16 protein-coding genes and 1 pseudogene are annotated in these 15,984 nt (G+C 56.2%); 2 read left to right on the top strand and 15 right to left on the bottom strand.

Features of this window, described 5'->3' with window-relative positions; translation table 11 throughout:
* The 13 genes and pseudogenes from KUD11_RS14775 to KUD11_RS14715 all read right to left on the bottom strand — a co-directional run.
* Positions 1-145, bottom strand: a pseudogene (locus KUD11_RS14775) (IS5/IS1182 family transposase); the annotation flags it as partial.
* Positions 144-1,058, bottom strand: a complete 915-nt coding sequence (locus tag KUD11_RS14770) for a tyrosine-type recombinase/integrase (RefSeq protein ID WP_224380310.1) — start codon at positions 1,056-1,058, stop codon at positions 144-146. The pseudogene KUD11_RS14775 and the gene KUD11_RS14770, both read right to left, overlap by 2 nt.
* A 258-nt stretch (positions 1,059-1,316) precedes the next feature.
* Positions 1,317-1,556, bottom strand: a complete 240-nt coding sequence (locus KUD11_RS14765; protein WP_224380271.1) for a hypothetical protein — start codon at positions 1,554-1,556, stop codon at positions 1,317-1,319.
* Between the two features lie 532 nt (positions 1,557-2,088).
* Positions 2,089-2,424, bottom strand: a complete 336-nt coding sequence (locus KUD11_RS14760) for a hypothetical protein (RefSeq protein ID WP_146190807.1) — start codon at positions 2,422-2,424, stop codon at positions 2,089-2,091.
* 10 nt (positions 2,425-2,434) lie between these two features.
* Positions 2,435-2,662, bottom strand: a complete 228-nt coding sequence (locus KUD11_RS14755) for a hypothetical protein (RefSeq protein ID WP_109383998.1) — start codon at positions 2,660-2,662, stop codon at positions 2,435-2,437.
* Between the two features lie 3 nt (positions 2,663-2,665).
* Entirely contained in the window at positions 2,666-4,234 is a 1,569-nt protein-coding gene (locus KUD11_RS14750; RefSeq protein WP_109383999.1) for an EndoU domain-containing protein, read from the bottom strand.
* A gap of 780 nt (positions 4,235-5,014) precedes the next feature.
* Positions 5,015-5,269 carry a hypothetical protein gene (locus KUD11_RS14745; RefSeq protein ID WP_109384000.1) on the bottom strand — a complete coding sequence of 85 codons (255 nt, stop codon included), beginning with the start codon at positions 5,267-5,269 and terminating at the stop codon, positions 5,015-5,017.
* Positions 5,270-5,339: 70 nt separating this feature from the next.
* The gene (locus tag KUD11_RS14740; RefSeq protein ID WP_219930163.1) at positions 5,340-6,317 is read right to left on the bottom strand and encodes a TrmO family methyltransferase domain-containing protein; all 978 of its coding nucleotides are present in this window, start codon (positions 6,315-6,317) and stop codon (positions 5,340-5,342) included.
* A 9-nt stretch (positions 6,318-6,326) separates the two neighbouring features.
* The gene (locus KUD11_RS14735; RefSeq protein ID WP_109384001.1) at positions 6,327-7,100 is read right to left on the bottom strand and encodes a class I SAM-dependent methyltransferase; all 774 of its coding nucleotides are present in this window, start codon (positions 7,098-7,100) and stop codon (positions 6,327-6,329) included.
* A gap of 33 nt (positions 7,101-7,133) precedes the next feature.
* Positions 7,134-7,865, bottom strand: a complete 732-nt coding sequence (locus KUD11_RS14730) for a hypothetical protein (RefSeq protein ID WP_146190808.1) — start codon at positions 7,863-7,865, stop codon at positions 7,134-7,136.
* A 12-nt stretch (positions 7,866-7,877) separates the two neighbouring features.
* Complete coding sequence (locus tag KUD11_RS14725; RefSeq protein ID WP_219930164.1) at positions 7,878-9,389, bottom strand: radical SAM protein; 1,512 nt, start codon at positions 9,387-9,389, stop codon at positions 7,878-7,880.
* A gap of 76 nt (positions 9,390-9,465) precedes the next feature.
* Positions 9,466-9,702, bottom strand: coding sequence for a hypothetical protein (locus KUD11_RS14720; protein WP_146190809.1), 237 nt, complete (start codon positions 9,700-9,702; stop codon positions 9,466-9,468).
* A 47-nt stretch (positions 9,703-9,749) separates the two neighbouring features.
* Positions 9,750-11,135, bottom strand: coding sequence for a radical SAM protein (locus tag KUD11_RS14715; protein ID WP_109384004.1), 1,386 nt, complete (start codon positions 11,133-11,135; stop codon positions 9,750-9,752).
* Positions 11,136-11,607: 472 nt separating this feature from the next.
* Between KUD11_RS14715 and KUD11_RS14710 the strand changes: the two genes are divergently transcribed.
* A complete protein-coding gene (locus KUD11_RS14710; protein WP_109384005.1) occupies positions 11,608-12,429 on the top strand; it encodes an AfsR/SARP family transcriptional regulator in 822 nt (273 codons plus the stop codon).
* 1,018 nt (positions 12,430-13,447) lie between these two features.
* Positions 13,448-13,870: a FosX/FosE/FosI family fosfomycin resistance hydrolase gene (fosX, locus tag KUD11_RS14705; protein WP_109384006.1), complete on the top strand. Its 423-nt coding sequence runs from the start codon at positions 13,448-13,450 to the stop codon at positions 13,868-13,870.
* Here the strand turns inward: fosX and KUD11_RS14700 are convergent.
* Positions 13,837-14,397: a GNAT family N-acetyltransferase gene (locus KUD11_RS14700; protein WP_181375231.1), complete on the bottom strand. Its 561-nt coding sequence runs from the start codon at positions 14,395-14,397 to the stop codon at positions 13,837-13,839. The genes fosX and KUD11_RS14700 overlap by 34 nt on opposite strands.
* Before the next feature lie 874 nt (positions 14,398-15,271).
* Positions 15,272-15,973, bottom strand: coding sequence for a VIT1/CCC1 transporter family protein (locus KUD11_RS14695; protein ID WP_085310931.1), 702 nt, complete (start codon positions 15,971-15,973; stop codon positions 15,272-15,274).
* Positions 15,974-15,984 lie beyond the last annotated feature (11 nt).

The raw sequence follows: 15,984 nt of genomic DNA, 5'->3' as shown, positions 1-15,984 counted from the left end.
TATCTTCGTCGTTATGCCACCACGAGAACGCCCCCTCGCGGGCAATGGATGGCCTGGCAAAGAGTCCCCCTTTTGCGCCCTGACCCGAGCGGTGAACCTTCACAATCGCTCCGTCAATCATCGCGTATTCCAAGTCTGCGGCACTACGCTTTCGACCAACCGCAGGAAGCGTGAGTTGCGAGCCCCCGCAACCAACTGTGTTTGCGAACCAACCGATGGCCCGATCTATGATGTAGGCGTTCGATCCGTTGGAGTTTCTTGAGGCGTAGATCGCACAAGTCGACTGCTGTGAGTGGCGAAGAGTGGACGAGCAGCCTCCAAGTATAAAAAGATAAAAGTATATTTAAAACAATAATATGGGGATCAATCTTAAAGCTATATTTCCCACGCTTTCGGGCCGATTTGGTCCGTATGGCGGCGATAGCGGGACGTCGAACTGGCCTTCTCTTGCGCTGCTTTGGGTCGTGTGCGGTGACTTCCGTTGTCCAGCTCCAGCTTTCGTACTTGTCTCCCGTCTGACGCAGGTGCGTGTATCGCTTGAGTGATACCCAAGACCGGTGCCCAGAAACCGCAGCGGCATGTGCGACGTTATAACCGATCTCGAACAGGCGTGAGACGCCTTCATGCCGAAGATCGTGGAAGCGAAGATCCTTGATGTCGAGGAACTGGTTGGCGCGTGTGAAGGAAGCGCTGATCGCGTCGCTAGAGTAGGGGAATATCCGGTCTGAATTCTTGGGCATCGCCTCAATGATAGCGAGCGCTGGATCAGGAAGGTCGCACCACACGTCGTTACCGATTTTTTCGCCTGGGTTCTTCATGTCCCGAACCAAAATGCGTTTGCCATCCTGGTCGAGGTTGGCCCATTTGATGCGCGTGATCTCCTCTTGTCGGCGGGTCGAGAAGATCGCGAAGGCCATGACGCGGTGCATCGGTACGGAGGAGGGGCGTCGCGTTGAGCGTTCGAGGAAATGCGTCATCAGGCGATCAAGCTCGTCTAGCGTCGGCCGCCGGTCCCGGTGTCGGCTCTTCTGGGTCAGGCCGAGCTTCTTCGCGACCATCAGGGCGTCGCGCATTGCTTTCTCGTCCAGGGGATAGTTCCAAGCGGGTCCAGCAACGGTGAGACCGCGCTCATGTGCGCCATGTAGTTTGACACCGTCTGAGGCGTCACACCCGATTTAAGTTTTTCCTGTGCGAAGGCCGCGATGTCCGCGCTGTCGATCTCAGCGCACGGTTTGCCCGCGATGTCGAAATTCTTGGTGCTCTTCAGCACTTGGGACTTGGTCCGACCGATTGCCTTTGCGCTATCATCGACATATCTATGCTATGGCATCGGCGAGGGTTACATCACGGCGTTTGTGGTCTCCTGCGCGGAAGTCCTCCAACGCACCGGGTTTCGCTAAATACTTCTGGCGTTTCTCGAGCCAAGCTGCGGCGATCGAGCGGCGCTCGAAGGTACGATTCTCGCGAAAAACCGTCTTACCTCTTCGCCGGATCGCAATTTGGGCGAGCCAGAAAGTGGAGCCGTCTTTCCGCTTGCGCTTGATGATGGCACCCATGGGGGTACAACATGAGGCCTGAGTTACAACATTTGTTGTAAACCATGCCGAAAATGGGCGAAAATTACTACATGTGAGACAAGAACAGGACGGATGACTGAGCGATAAAATGGCTGATGATAAATGGCTGATAAAGATAAAAAATATAATGTTCTCAATGCGTCCCGTTTATCTATTGCCCCCCCCCCATGATGGATGGTGGTGATTGTATCTTAATTTCAACAGGTTACGGCGCGTCGTGTGCAACACATGTTCATGTTTTGATCGCGCAATCTCGCACTGCGTCGTACGCATTTGGGTGCGTAGGCCGATTCTGGTTTCCTCGAGCGCTTATGGTGTGAACCGGGGGCGAGCGCTCAATAGTGGCTGATGCGCAGGAGCTACATGGCCCACTGTAAAGCGGTCGTTCGAAGTGGGCACAGGTTATGTCCGCGATGCGGGACGAAGTTAGCTTTCGCTGCGGTCGCACCAATGGCAGCTCTAGGTTGGCAGCGCAGAAACGAATGGGTTTTGACCAAACTTCTCGTTGTTTCTAAGGTCGCTCCGCCCAGACCTTATAGTCGAACAGTGCGCCGTCTTCTTTGGCATACTGAACCTGTCTTCGAACGTAAGTAGCAGAACGAGCAGGGTCGAAATGATGCATCCAGTGTTCATCATCGCCGGGAAATGGTTGCGGGGCAACTTCATATCCATGGTTGGGAGCTAGAGTGCCACCCTTCGCCCGGTACACTTCCATTCGAGATATGCCAAAGCCCCGCATTGCGAGATACTCGTTGAAATCCAAAAGTTTAGCTTCGGAAACCGTTTCTGTGCTGCGACCCGTTTGTGCCTGGGCAATGAGGTCTTCAAATCGTTCGTTCATGTTCACCACAATGACGTCACCGATCAAATTCAGCCGTGTCCAAATTGAAATCTTCGACAAGTGCTTGAATTTCTGCGGGATCGAGCACGCCCGGATGCCGCTTGTGTGCAACGTAGACACCTTCCAATGTCAGGTCGTACTCCCCGACATAAAAAAACTTCCGGTCCATCGACATGTCCAATTTAGCATTTTCAAGTGCAACTAGTTGCTTTTCTAGCAGATCGATTGCTTCTTTATCGTCCATAAATCACCTCGGGTTCCTTACAATGCCATTGCCGGAAACTGGGTATCCGGTTCTCACTCTGCCATCTGGTCGTACAACTACCTCAATCTCAACGCCATCCACCTCACCAGCGATCAACAAATCGCCTTCGCGATGAGCAGGTCCGACCACAGTTCCGGTCCCCGCAACCTCCCTGATAGCATCCAGTATATCATCGTCCGACCAGTTTTCGGGAAACTCCGTCTTGCCGGGCGTCCCTGTGCCAAACCGATGACCACCACTCCGCCCTTCGCCATCCAAGATGTGACGTGCGCGGTCTTCGGGAATCGATACGTTGTCGATAGAATGCGGGTTCTCCATCACCACAATGTTTGACCCTGTCTCTTCCGGGATGGGTGTTGAAATGATGGTGTCGGCCGGATTATCGGGGATCGGTGATCCAGTGTGATTAGGCAGACCGAGCTCTTCGATCGGATACGCCTCAAGCCACTGCTCGATCCTTTCCGGCGTGAAGCCCGGTAGCTGTCCAAATCGGCGCTCATCCTCTGTAAGCTCAAGGAAAACCTCGACCCAGCCCTGCGCCAGTTCACCTTCTTGAAGTCGTAAACTCCCGCGCGCGAACGCTGCCCCGGCGGCCTCGATGAAATCCTGTAAAGCGCGCTGCTTTAAAGGGTCGCCGCACACGCCCGTTTCGAGAATGCTACCGGGGTTCATCAACTCGTAAAGCGCTGCTGCCTCTGCTCCTATGCGCGCAAATTCGGGGGTCTTGGGCAGGACTGGATACCCGCCGCTACTGATCCCTTCCTGCACGAGAGCATACGCGGTTGCCGCCAGGCGACCTTCGAGAGATGTCACATCGACCCCTAGTCGCGCGCCTGCCGCATCCACGCGCTGGTCACGCATAGCTTCCGTCCAGTCCTGCAACGCATCAGATGCAAGTAGCGCCGCGCCAACGCCGGTCAGAGCCCGCAAGCCACGTATCGCGTCAGTTGGTTCGAGCGCAGGAACACCGCCTGCCGTAGGCGCAAAATCAGCGAGCACAACATTGCTCTGAACCCCCAGAAAAACAGGTTCGGCATAGCACCGGCAATTGTGTGCCGTGCCGGGATGCCCGCCTTCTGGGGGATTATCCCACCGGAACACGCGGTCATCATAAGCAGCGTGACTGTCACGCACCTTGGCATCATCTTGCGAGCGCCAGATATATTGCTCAATCCCGAGGTTTTCTTGTCGGAGTTGGTTGATCAGCCCAGCAAAGGCCCGCAAAAGGCGTTCTTCCATGGTCGTTCGAAGCGGTCGAAGCCGTTGCGGGTGGTTGTGATAGTCGCTGAATATGCTTTCAAGGCGCGCGCCCCACGCACTGAGCACTTCAGTCTTTGCATCGGACACATCTCGCAAATCGGATGCCGAAACAGTTGGCACTGTGTCAGGCGGCGTTAGCGCGTTCAGGAGCATCCGAGTGTTTTCGGAAGTCACCTTGTCGAGGCGTTCACTGAAATCGGCTCGCAAGGCGGAATAGTTTGGGAAAGTCGATTTGAGCGATAGCCCCCGCGCGGCGACCAACGATGCGGCCATCGCGCCGTGCGAGAACATAATAGCCGTTGCTGCCGTGTCTGAGGAAGTCGCTGAAACTGTGTTGCATGGAACCTCCAAACACGTGTGGAACAGGTTCTATTCACAATTGGTAAATAAAACCAAAGATCACCGTTCGCAACGCTCTTGAGGAAAGCAACTCACCCCTCTCGCGTCAGAACTAGACATTCATGCGTTTCGCAGCATCGGTTGAAAAGGGCTCGTCCCGGGTATTCGCCGCACGAAGCACGAACGTCGTTTGCCCGGACCTGACCGCCGAAGACGAGGATCCAGGGTTGGAACAGGACCTGAACGACTTTCAGAAGTGGATCGGTGGCGGACCCGCCCAACTACCGCCGAACGCCTGTCTTTGCACGGAGCAGGGTAGCGGCATGTCTTTCGTGTGCGTATGGTGTGCACTACGGGTCCGTCCCACTTACTGTCGGACCCAAGGAGATCGCTAAATGACCTTGAACGCAGCCACCGCGGCCGCGCAGCTATCCGTCGCCCCTATGATGGATGGAACAGGTAGTTCTAAATTCGCTATTTATTTCCAGTGCTTTGGAGATGCGCGACGAGTGATGTTGTAAAAAATTTTGTAACTTTCGAGCGCCCCTTTGGGAGCCCGCTATTCCGCGCAAACATGCGAGAGCTTGCGCCACCATATCCCTAGGTCTCTTGGTCGCTAACCACGACGATGTAAGCGGCTACCTGTGATACCTATCTAGACCCGGAGTGCGGCGTCGTTTGGGTTCGTTCACGGAGAGAAGACGCGTAGATTTCTTCACACCGGCCGTTCGTTCATCCTGCGGCGAACGCAAACTTTGAGCCCTGATGGGCTACTGCCGCGCTTTGGATAACAGCCTCCAAGCGCTGCAATCGGACATTGGCGATCGGGATGTTGCTCTCAACCCGGTTAGGCTTCACCATCAGGCACGACTTCGCGAAAGACGCATCAGACTTCACCCCTGCTTCAAGCCAGGCGTGCGGCCCGTGGCGGATCGGGCGATGTTGCGTTAAATCCAGGCCATGACAATAGTGCAGGCCGTCAAGCATTCATTTTCTAACATGGGGGCCATGCCTGCCTATGCGACAGTTGAGATGTCAGTAATGAAATAGCCGTCCTCTACATCTGAATTCCGCGCAGGATAATCTCCGCCTCTTCCTTGCTGGACGCGGGCCAGCGCAAGCCAAGAGACGCCACAACCCCAGCCCACAAGCCAAGCGGCTCGGTACGGCGGGCAAAAGGAGTGGATTGGTGTTCAACGCTATAGTAGTCCGACATGATCTCAGATACCCAAGTCGGCTCTTCGGTCGACTGGCGCGGCGCAAAATCAGTCATCCACGGTTTGATATCCAGAACAGGCGTGCCGTTGATCGCGTCCAACCCACGAACGGTTAGGGTCGTGCTGTTACGCTCTAGAACTTCACAGCGCGACACGCCCAGCCAATTGGGCCGGTCCTTGACACGCTGCGAAAATACACCAACGCGGGGCAAGTGGTCCAATCCGCGCGGCGCGCGCAGATCAAGGTTCAGGGATTTGCCCGCAACCCGGTCGAAATAGAACACCACTTCAGCATGGGAGAACCTTTCCAACCCTTCCAAGCTGTGGCTTGGTACTACGGCGGTGTCCAGTTCGATCTCTGACACCACATCGCCCCAGAAATCGTCGACGACAGCATCCCGGTCATTCCTCACATAGCCAACGGGGGTAACGACGACAGGGGCAGCCGCTCCCTCGGGTGCCCACACATCACCCCGCGCCATAAGCTGGCCGGGCAGCACACGATCCAGCAGGACAAACGGGCTGTCCTTGGGGCAACCAAGCGTTGTTGACAGTATGTCCGACACTAGGCGGATCAGTCCGTCAACCTGCGCATCGCTATAGGTGGATTTGCAGCGAATGCGCACGACTGGCCCGGCATCATAACCGGCATGCGGCGTCCATCCGGGGCGGTGATAATTGCCCTCCGCAATGGGGTGCCAAAAAGCAAAGGCATGGTCTGCCGGAATATCCAGCAGGCCGGTGACCTCGCCACACAGCATATCAAGAGCACCAAGCGGGGCGGTGCCGCACGGATGAAAAATATCGATGACAGGCATTGGCAGACCTCAGGTTTTTTCGGCAATAAACAACGCAGTGCGCACCGGCACCCGAAAGCCCGTTCCGTCATTCCAAATGCCCAGTGTCGCCAAATCCTGCGGCGAGGCATTGGCCAGCACGGCCTCAATCTTGCGGCGGGCCGCGTCGCCGGAGCCCGCAATCTCGCACCAACGTTCAATAGTCACTCCGGTCTCGCTCTCGCTGAGCCCGCCCTGCACTTCGATCAGGGTCAAGCCAGCGCCGCGTAGGGTCTGGCACCATTCAATCTGGGTATAGCTTCGACCATGGGTGGGGTCGTGCAACACCTCAAGCTGGTGATTCAAGGCATCAACGCCACCGTCAAACATGCCCTCCAGATCAACGATCACACAGTGCCCCCCGGGGGCCAGCACGCGGGCGATCTCTTTGGCAGCGCGGTCAAAATCGACAAAATGATGCGGGGCCAGCCGCGACAGCACCACGTCAAAGCTGTCGTTGTCAAAGGGCATCGCCTCTGCCGCCCCTTCTGCCGCGAAAATCGCAAGACCCGCTTCATCCGCGCGGGCCTGAACGGCGCGCAACATGGCAGGCGAAGGGTCGCAAAAGCTCAGATGCGCCGCTAGCGGGGCCAGCGAGAACCCGAAATGCCCCGCCCCGCAGGCCAGATCAACCACCCGTAGATCCGTGCGTCCGGCAAAGAACGCCTGCACATAAGACATCGAGGCGCTGGAACGATGCACTTCGCTCGAAACGTAGTTTGACGCAATACCGTCAAATCGTTTGGGCGCGGTTTGCAAATTCATGGGAATTGTCCTTCTGTCTTTTGAGGGTAAAATTCAGGTCTTGGGGTCAAGGCCTAGCCGGTCCCGCAAGAGCGGCACCAAATAATCCAGCGCGGCGCTGTGATTGATGGCTGCGTCAGTGCTCTGCTCTAATGCATGACCCAAACCAGGCAGAACATGGAGCGCGGTTTGAACACCCGGGCCGGTAACCAACTGCTTTTGACTGCGCGGGCCGTAATCATTGGGGCCTTCGATATCCTGCACCGCCTCTTCGCCGTCACGTAGATAACCCACATGGTCCCGCCCACCATAAACAAGGTCAATGGACCTGATGCGGCCCACAGGCGCCTTGGGCCGCTCAAATATACCACCCACAAGGATCAGCCCATCGATCAAACCAGCAGTCTCCCGCCGAACGGCTAGCTCCACCGCACTTTGCGCGCCCAGCGACACGGCCAGAACGACCGTGCGATACGTCGGGTCCCGCGCCAGCGCATGGGCCGCCATGTCTGAGCGTAGCGAAATCAATGCCTCGTCACTGTCGCTCAACCCGTCCACGCGTAGCGGCAGGCGAGGGTTTATGCACTCCACGCCAAGGGGAGCCATCGCATCGGCGACCCGGCGGAGCAGAACCGCATCGCTGCGGTCTTCCGTCATGTCGCGGGCCTGACCCGAGGACAGTAACAGCAGCCGCGCCCAACGTTGCACGGCAGGCAACGTGCGATGCACCGGCCACTTGGCCTCCCAATTGGGTTTCATCTCGAGGGCCGAGGATTGAAAACTCATGTCCCGCCCTCCTTAGCGCTTGCAGGCCAGTGCATCGGCCGAGCCGAGGACACCGTGCAAATAGTGGCTGATAATCTCTTCATGCACCGTCTCACCGTCCAGGCTCGGGCGGATAAACCGGCGGTCAGAGGACAGGTCGACAAAGCCCGCATCAATCAACTGGCCGACAACACTGCCATAGGGCGCGTCATCCAGCAGATGCACACCGTGACGGGCTGCAAACACTTCCAACTCAATCGGCTGGTTCGCCTTGAAGGCAAAGCCAAACACCGTCGCGATGCTCTGATGCGGGTCAAGCCTGCGGCCAAAGGCCAGCGGTGGTTTGCCGGTGCCTGCGCGCACATGATTCAGATAGGCAGCGATATCCTGTAAGTTGTGGGTCTGGATCACCTCGTCGCGGCCATCGGACAGCCAGCCATAGGCGCCCGGGCCAAAGGCGATCATGCTATTGAACTGCTGCCACTTGTTGCGGGACACCTGCGGGATATTGCCCGCTGGATAGGTGTCCTTGCGGCTCCACCAACCGCAGGGGCTAGGATAATAGTCATGGGCCACAAGCACGTCAGTGACCGCATCGCGCATGGCGTAAGTCTGGGCGAGGCTGGGAAACAGACCCTCGCTCGACATTTTGGCCACTACATTGGCGTTATTCCAGGCAGATTTGTTGCCGATGCCCATTTCGTGGCGCTGGGCGTTGCGAAAACGGTAAATGGTGATGGTGGGCACGCCGAGGGCAATCAGTTCCTCGATGTCACCCACAACCGTGGCCACAGTCTGATGGGGCAGGCCAAACATCATATCGACATTAAAGGGCATTCCGGTGACCACCAGCTTGGCAATGGCATGGCGGGAATCGGCGGCATTATGTTTGCGGCCAGTGAAGTCAGTGACCCTGTCGTTCAGGGACTGCACGCCAAGGCTAAAGCGGTTGAAGCCCAGCGAAACCGCATCTTCGGCCTCGGTCTCAAGGAAGTTGTCAGGATTGCCCTCCAGCGACACTTCGGCATCGGGCGCAAGGGCATAGTGATCGCGCACATGGGTCGCTATCTGCTCAAGGTGATTAGTGCGCAAAAGCGACGCGGTGCCACCGCCCAGATAAAGCGACTGAATGTCAGCCTGACCCAGCCAGTCACAGTTTTGCTGATACAGAGCGGATTCCTCAATCAGCAGTTTGGTCCACAGATCCAACGCCGCACCGCCATCGTTTCTCGGGGCCAAACGTTTGACGTAATTGCAGAATTTGCAGACGTAGTCGCACAAAGGCACGTGGAAGTATAGATGGGCAGATTGGCCAGCGCCGGGATTGCCCCGGATCTCGGCAAAGGTCTCTTCGGCGGTCAGACGGGTGCCCTGCTGCGAGGTGACGTTGATGTTGTATTGCTGCTGATCCTGACGCAACTCGGGATGGGCGTCGAGAATTTCCAATGCACTGCGCCGCGGGGCTAGCTTAGGGCGCACGCTCCGGCAGTCCGAGGCCGGATCGATCCCGAAGGTTGGACTATCGATGGATGTCATCTCATTCATCATGGGTCTTCTCCCGCACGTTTTTCTGGGGTCAAGGATCTCCTCCCGATCGAAAGGATCGGGAGGAGAAAAGCTGCTAGCGTGCAGCGGTGGCCGCACCGACCGCCGAGAGCACGATGCCCTCCTTGGAGGGTTTCAGCGTCAGCATGTGGCGGTTCCCCTTGTTCAGGGCCGCGCTTGCTGCACCAACCATGGCTAGCGTGATGCCATCATCCGCCAGGTCCAAGTTGATCCGCGTAAAGCGGTTGCCATCAGAGGCGGCGACACTGACACCTTCCTCCGGCAATGGTTTGGATAGTCCTTTTTCGTTCATGGTCTGCTTCTCCGTTTCTGAGGTTGGTTTGCACGGACCGATGCCATTCAGACGTTTTCGGCATGTGCGGTGGTGCCCTGCTGGGAAGGCGCGTCCTGGCGCGGCGCGGCACTCAGCGATAGCTTGTAGCCATCGCGCCGACGGGCATCCCAATAGGCATTCGAGCGGAGCATGAACTCGCGCAGATATTCAGTAGCGCCGCAGCCGGTCTGCGACTTGGACACGTTCTGGGCCAGCGGCGGACACCGGAACTGGCACCAGATGCCGGCCTGCTTGACCGCGCAGGTGTTGCAGGCGTCATAGTCATCAAAGGTGATGTCGCGGAACGGCCCGAAATCCTCTTCCCAGATGCGCTTGAACGCCTTTTCGGTGATGCTGGCCGCCTGATGGATATCGTTGCTCATGCAGTTGGAGCAGGGATAAACCTTGCCCTGACTGGTCACGTAAACCACAGAGCGGCCACATTTTTCCTGGTTGGTGGCGCGTTCCAGACGCTGACAGAACTTGATGGTCTCCACGCCGCGAATCTCAGGCTCGGGGGTCAGGGACTTCGGCTCACCAGACATATCTCGCGCCGCAGGCGCGCGGGCCGCCTCCGCCTCTTCGGGCGACAATTGATAGCGGTCCATACAACGTTCATAGATGCCAAAAACACGGTCGATATCCTCGCGTTCCAGTTGGATATGCGGGTTCAGCAGGGCGCGCCCAATCGGGTGGGTTTCCAGCCATTGGGGCCGGGGAAAATCGTTATCGGCACACCAATCAAAAATCTCTTCCACGTCGTCGATATTCTGGCGATGCACCGAAATGGCCGTGCGTAGCACATGGCCGTGATCCTTCATCCAGCCATAGATGTCGCGCAGCTTGGGAAAGTTCATCTTGCCCCGGATCGTGCGTTCGGGATGGGCCGTGTCAAAGCTGATGAAAAACGACTGACCAGGTGGGATCGCCGCCAGCTTTTCTGCTGTGATCAGGGTGCCGTTGGTGAAAATCTGGGTCGAAAACGACTTGGTCCGGGCGTGGCGGATGATCTTCACCGCGTCCTTGTGGGCAAAGACTTCGCCGCCGGTCAAAAAGACCTGCAACACGCCCATTTCCTCGAACGTATCCAGCAATTGCAGGATCTCGTCGGTGCTGATCTCGGCCTGCCGTTTCGGCCCCGACCAAGCATAGCAATGGTCGCAGGTCAGGTTGCATAGATTGGTGATCTCGACAAAGGCGATGGCCGGGGCGGACAGATGAAACTGGTCCATCTCCACCCAAGGCTCGCTCAACCGGTAGGCCTCGAAATCGACGGTGTTTGCGTCGATAGCGCCCGCGTTGATTTCATGGATGATATCGGCCAGTTGCGGGTGAAAAAAGTCGACCTGTCCGTCGGGCAACAGTGCAACAATGCTGGCAAGGTTATCCTGAAAGGGAATTGTTCGGACCATCGCGGGGTACACTCCATCTCTTGGCGCGCTTGCAGATATTCCCGGTTGGGCAGCGGTGCAGCGCAAGTTCGATCACGCTAGGACACCCAAATTTGCGAAGGCTCAGCATGAAGGCGTTGATACACTCTTCAATCGCTCAGCAAAATTTCAGGAAAGGGGCAGAATGACTGCGCCGCATGAAGCCGGGCAGGGCGCGCTGATCGGAGCGAACGTCCGATAAGGGACTAAAGAATATAAAGAAAAATCAAAAACGCCGAAGTGATTTCTTTCCTGAGATTTCACTGAGAATTTGCTGATGGATGCCACACTCTGCCCACCATGGTCACCAATCTCACCACAAAATGAGTTGAACTCCATTGAAAAAATACTCGTTACGGGAGAATATGAATTTATTGATCAACCTTATTCCCGGCGGTTTTCGCCGCTCAAACAGCAGTTAAAGCGGACTGGCCTGAACAGGAATTGATGAATTATGCATACGCTTAAAACCTTTGGTGGACTTGCATTTTTTGCCTCCGAGCGGGGGGCACAAATCGCGCTCAGCCCGAAAGAGGGCGAGCTTCTAGCCTATGTCATGACACGCGCGTCCAAGCGGGTGCGCAAGCTGCGAGTTCTGTCCGAGCTGTGGCCCGAGCGGTCCGATTGTGACGCCCGACGTGCGTTGAGCACTTGCCTGTGGGACATCCGGAAAAAGCTCAAGCGTCACGGGGCCGGGCCAAAGCTCGACCTGTTCAGCGTCACCCGCGACGACGTGAGCTGTTCTGGTGATGTCCAAGTTGATTCGCTGGCTTTCTCCGAGACGCTGGGTCAGTTTCTGGCCCGCGCCAATACCGCACGCGCTGACATTGGCGAAGACCCCGCGCTGGGTATCGCGATGGACGCGATCGCCTCCTATCACGGCCCGTTTCTCGAAGGTCAAGAAGCGGGATGGATCGGACCAGAACGGGCCCTGCTCGAAGACCTCTGCTCCCGCAGTTGCAGGCTCTGCGCGCGGCACTTCGCCGCCCAAGAACAAATCGAAAATGCCATCGCCTGCGCCCGGCGCGTTCTGACCATCGATCCCTATCACGAGGGTGCACATCTCGACCTGATCCGGCTATTGGCACTCAATGGACAACGAGCGGCTGCATTGTGGCAATACGGCTATTACTCGGACATCCTCAAGGACGATCTGTGCGTCGAACCGCCGGGCGAGGCTTTTGCGCTCCGTTCCAAAATCGTGACAGGCCAACTCTTTGTAGACTTCGCCGCCGAAATCCGCAAAATTGGCGGTCCGATCTGCGCCGAGATGTAACGCAATTCTGCAAGGGGCAAGTGATCTCTGCATGGTCGTCTTTGGCTAGGGTTCGCGGGATCTGACGGCTGTGGCAAAGCCATCGCAATCGTCTAATGAAATGAAGCTTGAGTAGTTTGTTTGCCATCGAACGTCATCTATTTTTCAAAGTCTGCTCCGCGCTAGCTGCGCTACAGCGATGACTGTGGGGTGAGCGGTGGCTTTGGGTCAAAAACGCCAGTTGCAACAAACCTGTCGAAGGTCAGGATAGTCTGCGGTGAGCTTGTCTGACCAAGCAGCGGCGAAAGCACGGTCTCGAATTCGGGCAAATCGACGCCGGGGAATGATCGGTCTGGCGACATCGGCTGCAACGCAGCGACGAGAGTGCCGCACCTGCGAGCGGATGCTGCGTCAGCAACATGCCCGAACATCAATGTCGTAAGAGTCTGCAATCTGTGAGTCTGGGCTTTGCAAGACGAACGGCGGCAAACTGGTGCGCGCGCCTTGAGTGAAATCACTTACAGCTAAAAGAGGAAAGGCTTGGTTGAGTTACAACAAGACGAATTAATCGCAACATTTGTTGTAACTCGACCGAAAACGGACGCGGAAGGGTGGAAATCGGGCCGGAACGAAGCTCTGGCGTGATTTCCTTCTGTGCAGTAAGCGTCACCAATGGAAAGAAAATCGCATAATTTCGCACCCTGGCGTATGTCTTGCGCGCCTATGATGGATGGTGGTGATTGTATCTTAATTTCAACAGGTTACGGCGCGTCGTGTGCAGCACATGTTCATGTTTTGATCGCGCAATCTCGCACTGCGTCGTACGCATTTGGGTGCGTAGGCCGATTCTGGTTTCCTCGAGCGCTTATGGTGTGAACCGGGGGCGAGCGCTCAATAGTGGCTGATGCGCAGGAGCTACATGGCCCACTGTAAAGCGGTCGTTCGAAGTGGGCACAGGTTATGTCCGCGATGCGGGACTTTGGTGACATCCGCTGAATGTCCGGTATGGTCCCTGAAAATCACAGCAGGAGGTAGGGACATGATCGAGGGTTTGAGCCACATGACCTTCATCGTCAGCGACTTGGACAAGATGGAAGAGATGCTGACGCAGGTTTTGGACGCTAGAAAAATCTACGATAGCGGAGATAAAACGTTCTCTTTGTCAAAAGAACGCTTTTTCGAAGTCGGGGGACTATGGATTGCCACGATGGTAGGCGATCCACTCGAAGCACGAACCTACAATCATGTCGCTTTCAAGATGGCGCCTGAAGAGTATGAAGATCGGTTACAGCGTATCCGGGCACTTGGGTTGGACGTGAAGGAAGGCAGATCACGGGTCGAAGGCGAAGGACATTCGATATATTTCTACGACCACGATAACCATATGTTCGAATTGCACAGCGGCACGCTTGAAGAACGCTTGGAGCGTTATAGGTCGCTACCGCCAAGTAGCAGTTCATAATCCACTTGTTTCATGACTTGGCTGAAATCTGTTGATGGGGCGGTTTTGACAGATTCAAATCCGAAGGTTTCGTACAGTCGACAAGCTTCCGGGTGTCGGTCAAAAGTCGAAACACGGACTGTCTTTAACTTCATATCTTTGGCTGCGGAAACGACGGTGCGCAAGAGCCGCAATCCAATACCCCGACCTCGATATTCCTCTTCAAGATAGAACAAGCGTATCCGCCCCGCTGCGGGCGTTTCAGCGCAGAGGAATATGCAGCCTACAGGCTGCTTCTCTGCCTCGGCCACCAAATAGAGGCTGTCAACCAGTGATTTCTGGCGTTCCAGCAAATCCAGTGCCGAGTTCACAGCAACAGCGAAGGTGGCATCAAAATTATGAACCGCTCGATAGAAGCGCACGTTGCTTTCCTCAACCCACGTGCGGTCTTCGCTTTGATATACGCGCAATGTAATCAAGTTTTCCCAGTTTTTTCTGACCACGCTGTGATAGCGAACTTTGGCTGCGATACAGAGAATGGTCAACAAGGGCTCGTCCCGGCCATTCGCCGCACGAAGCACGAACGTCGTTTGCCCGGACCTGATCGCCGAAGACGAGGATCCAGGGTTGGAACAGGACCTGAACGACTTTCAGAAGTGGATCGGTGGCGGACCTGCCCAACTACCGCCGAAGGCTTGTCAATGCACGGGGCAGGGTGGCGGCATGTCTTTCGTGTGCGTATGGTGTGCACTACGGGTCCGTCCCACTTACTGTCGGACCCAAGGAGATCGCTAAATGACCTTGAACGCAGCCACCGCGGCCGCGCGGCTATCCGTCGCCCCTATGATGGATTGGGTCATGACTTCGATTTGTATAATATAAAACAAATACTTGGTTTTCTAAGAAAGCCGATGTTGTAAGTGATGTTGTAAAATCCACTGGAGATTGGGGCGACTGATGGGACGGACAATCGCGTCTGTTACCTCATGCCAGCTCGGCGAGGACTAGACCAGGGTGTTTGAATGAGCTTTTATCTGAAGCCTGTTTGACTGGTCGAAAGCGGTCATTGGTTTTGGCTGAGATGTCGGTCTGGTATGCGGACAAAGGATGAATTCGCTGCAACTGCAAGTTTGGTAGCAATACCATTCATTGCGGAAGTTGACTCTGCGTGTCTGAAGTCAGCACGTTTTGGACAGATTTGAGGATTAGAACAGCGGCTGAGTTATGGTTCATCATCGTTTTCAAGGAGTGAAGCTGAGCAAGACCATCCGCAGGAAGAAAACATCCGCATTGATTTCAAAAAAGATATCGAACCGGATGTACTTCGCTAAACCTCAACTACCTTGGGTTTTGCTGCCTTGTATATCCGAAATCACCAAGGCTTTTAAGCGATACCGTGTCTTCGCTATGGGGACGAAATTTTTAGCCAGCTGCAACCCCGAAAACCGTACCCACAATAGCAGTCGCGGCCATGGCAAGCGCCCCCCAGAATGTCACGCGTACGGCCCCCTTGATGATCCCAGCTCCTCCAGCAGATGCGCCAAGCCCACCCAGAACGGCCAACGCAACAAGAGTTGTCACAGCGACGACCGAAGTGATCTGTGCCGTTGGCGACAGCGCGGCCATGATCAGGGGCACAACCGCGCCAAAGCTGAAGGTAGCCGCAGAAACAAGGGCTGCTTGAATGGGATGCGCTACGACTGTCTCTGATATCCCAAGCTCATCGCGCACATGCGCGCCCAATGCATCCTTCTTGGTCAGTTGAACAGCAACCTGGCGTGCGAGCGTTTCATCCAGCCCGCGCGCAACATATATCCCGGTCAATTCCTCCAACTCAGCCTCAGGCGTTTCCGCCAACTCCTTGGTTTCGCGCGCGATATCTGCCTGCTCCGCATCGGTTTGCGAACTGACCGAGACATATTCACCTGCCGCCATGGACATGGCACCCGCTACAAGCCCCGCAAGTCCAGCGATCAGAATCTCGGGGCGTCCCGACCCCGCAGCGGCCACGCCGACCACGAGGCTCGCCGTCGAGACAAGGCCGTCATTTGCACCAAGGACCGCGGCCCGCAGCCAGCCGATCCGATGCACCATATGGGTTTCCGAGTGTGTCAAGCGGCTCATGATGCTTTACC

This window comes from Roseovarius carneus (assembly GCF_020141465.1).
GTDB classification, from domain to species: Bacteria; Pseudomonadota; Alphaproteobacteria; order Rhodobacterales; family Rhodobacteraceae; genus Roseovarius; species Roseovarius carneus.
The sequence above is the reverse complement of the archived record's forward strand: the minus strand, read 5'-3'. Positions and strand labels throughout refer to the sequence as shown.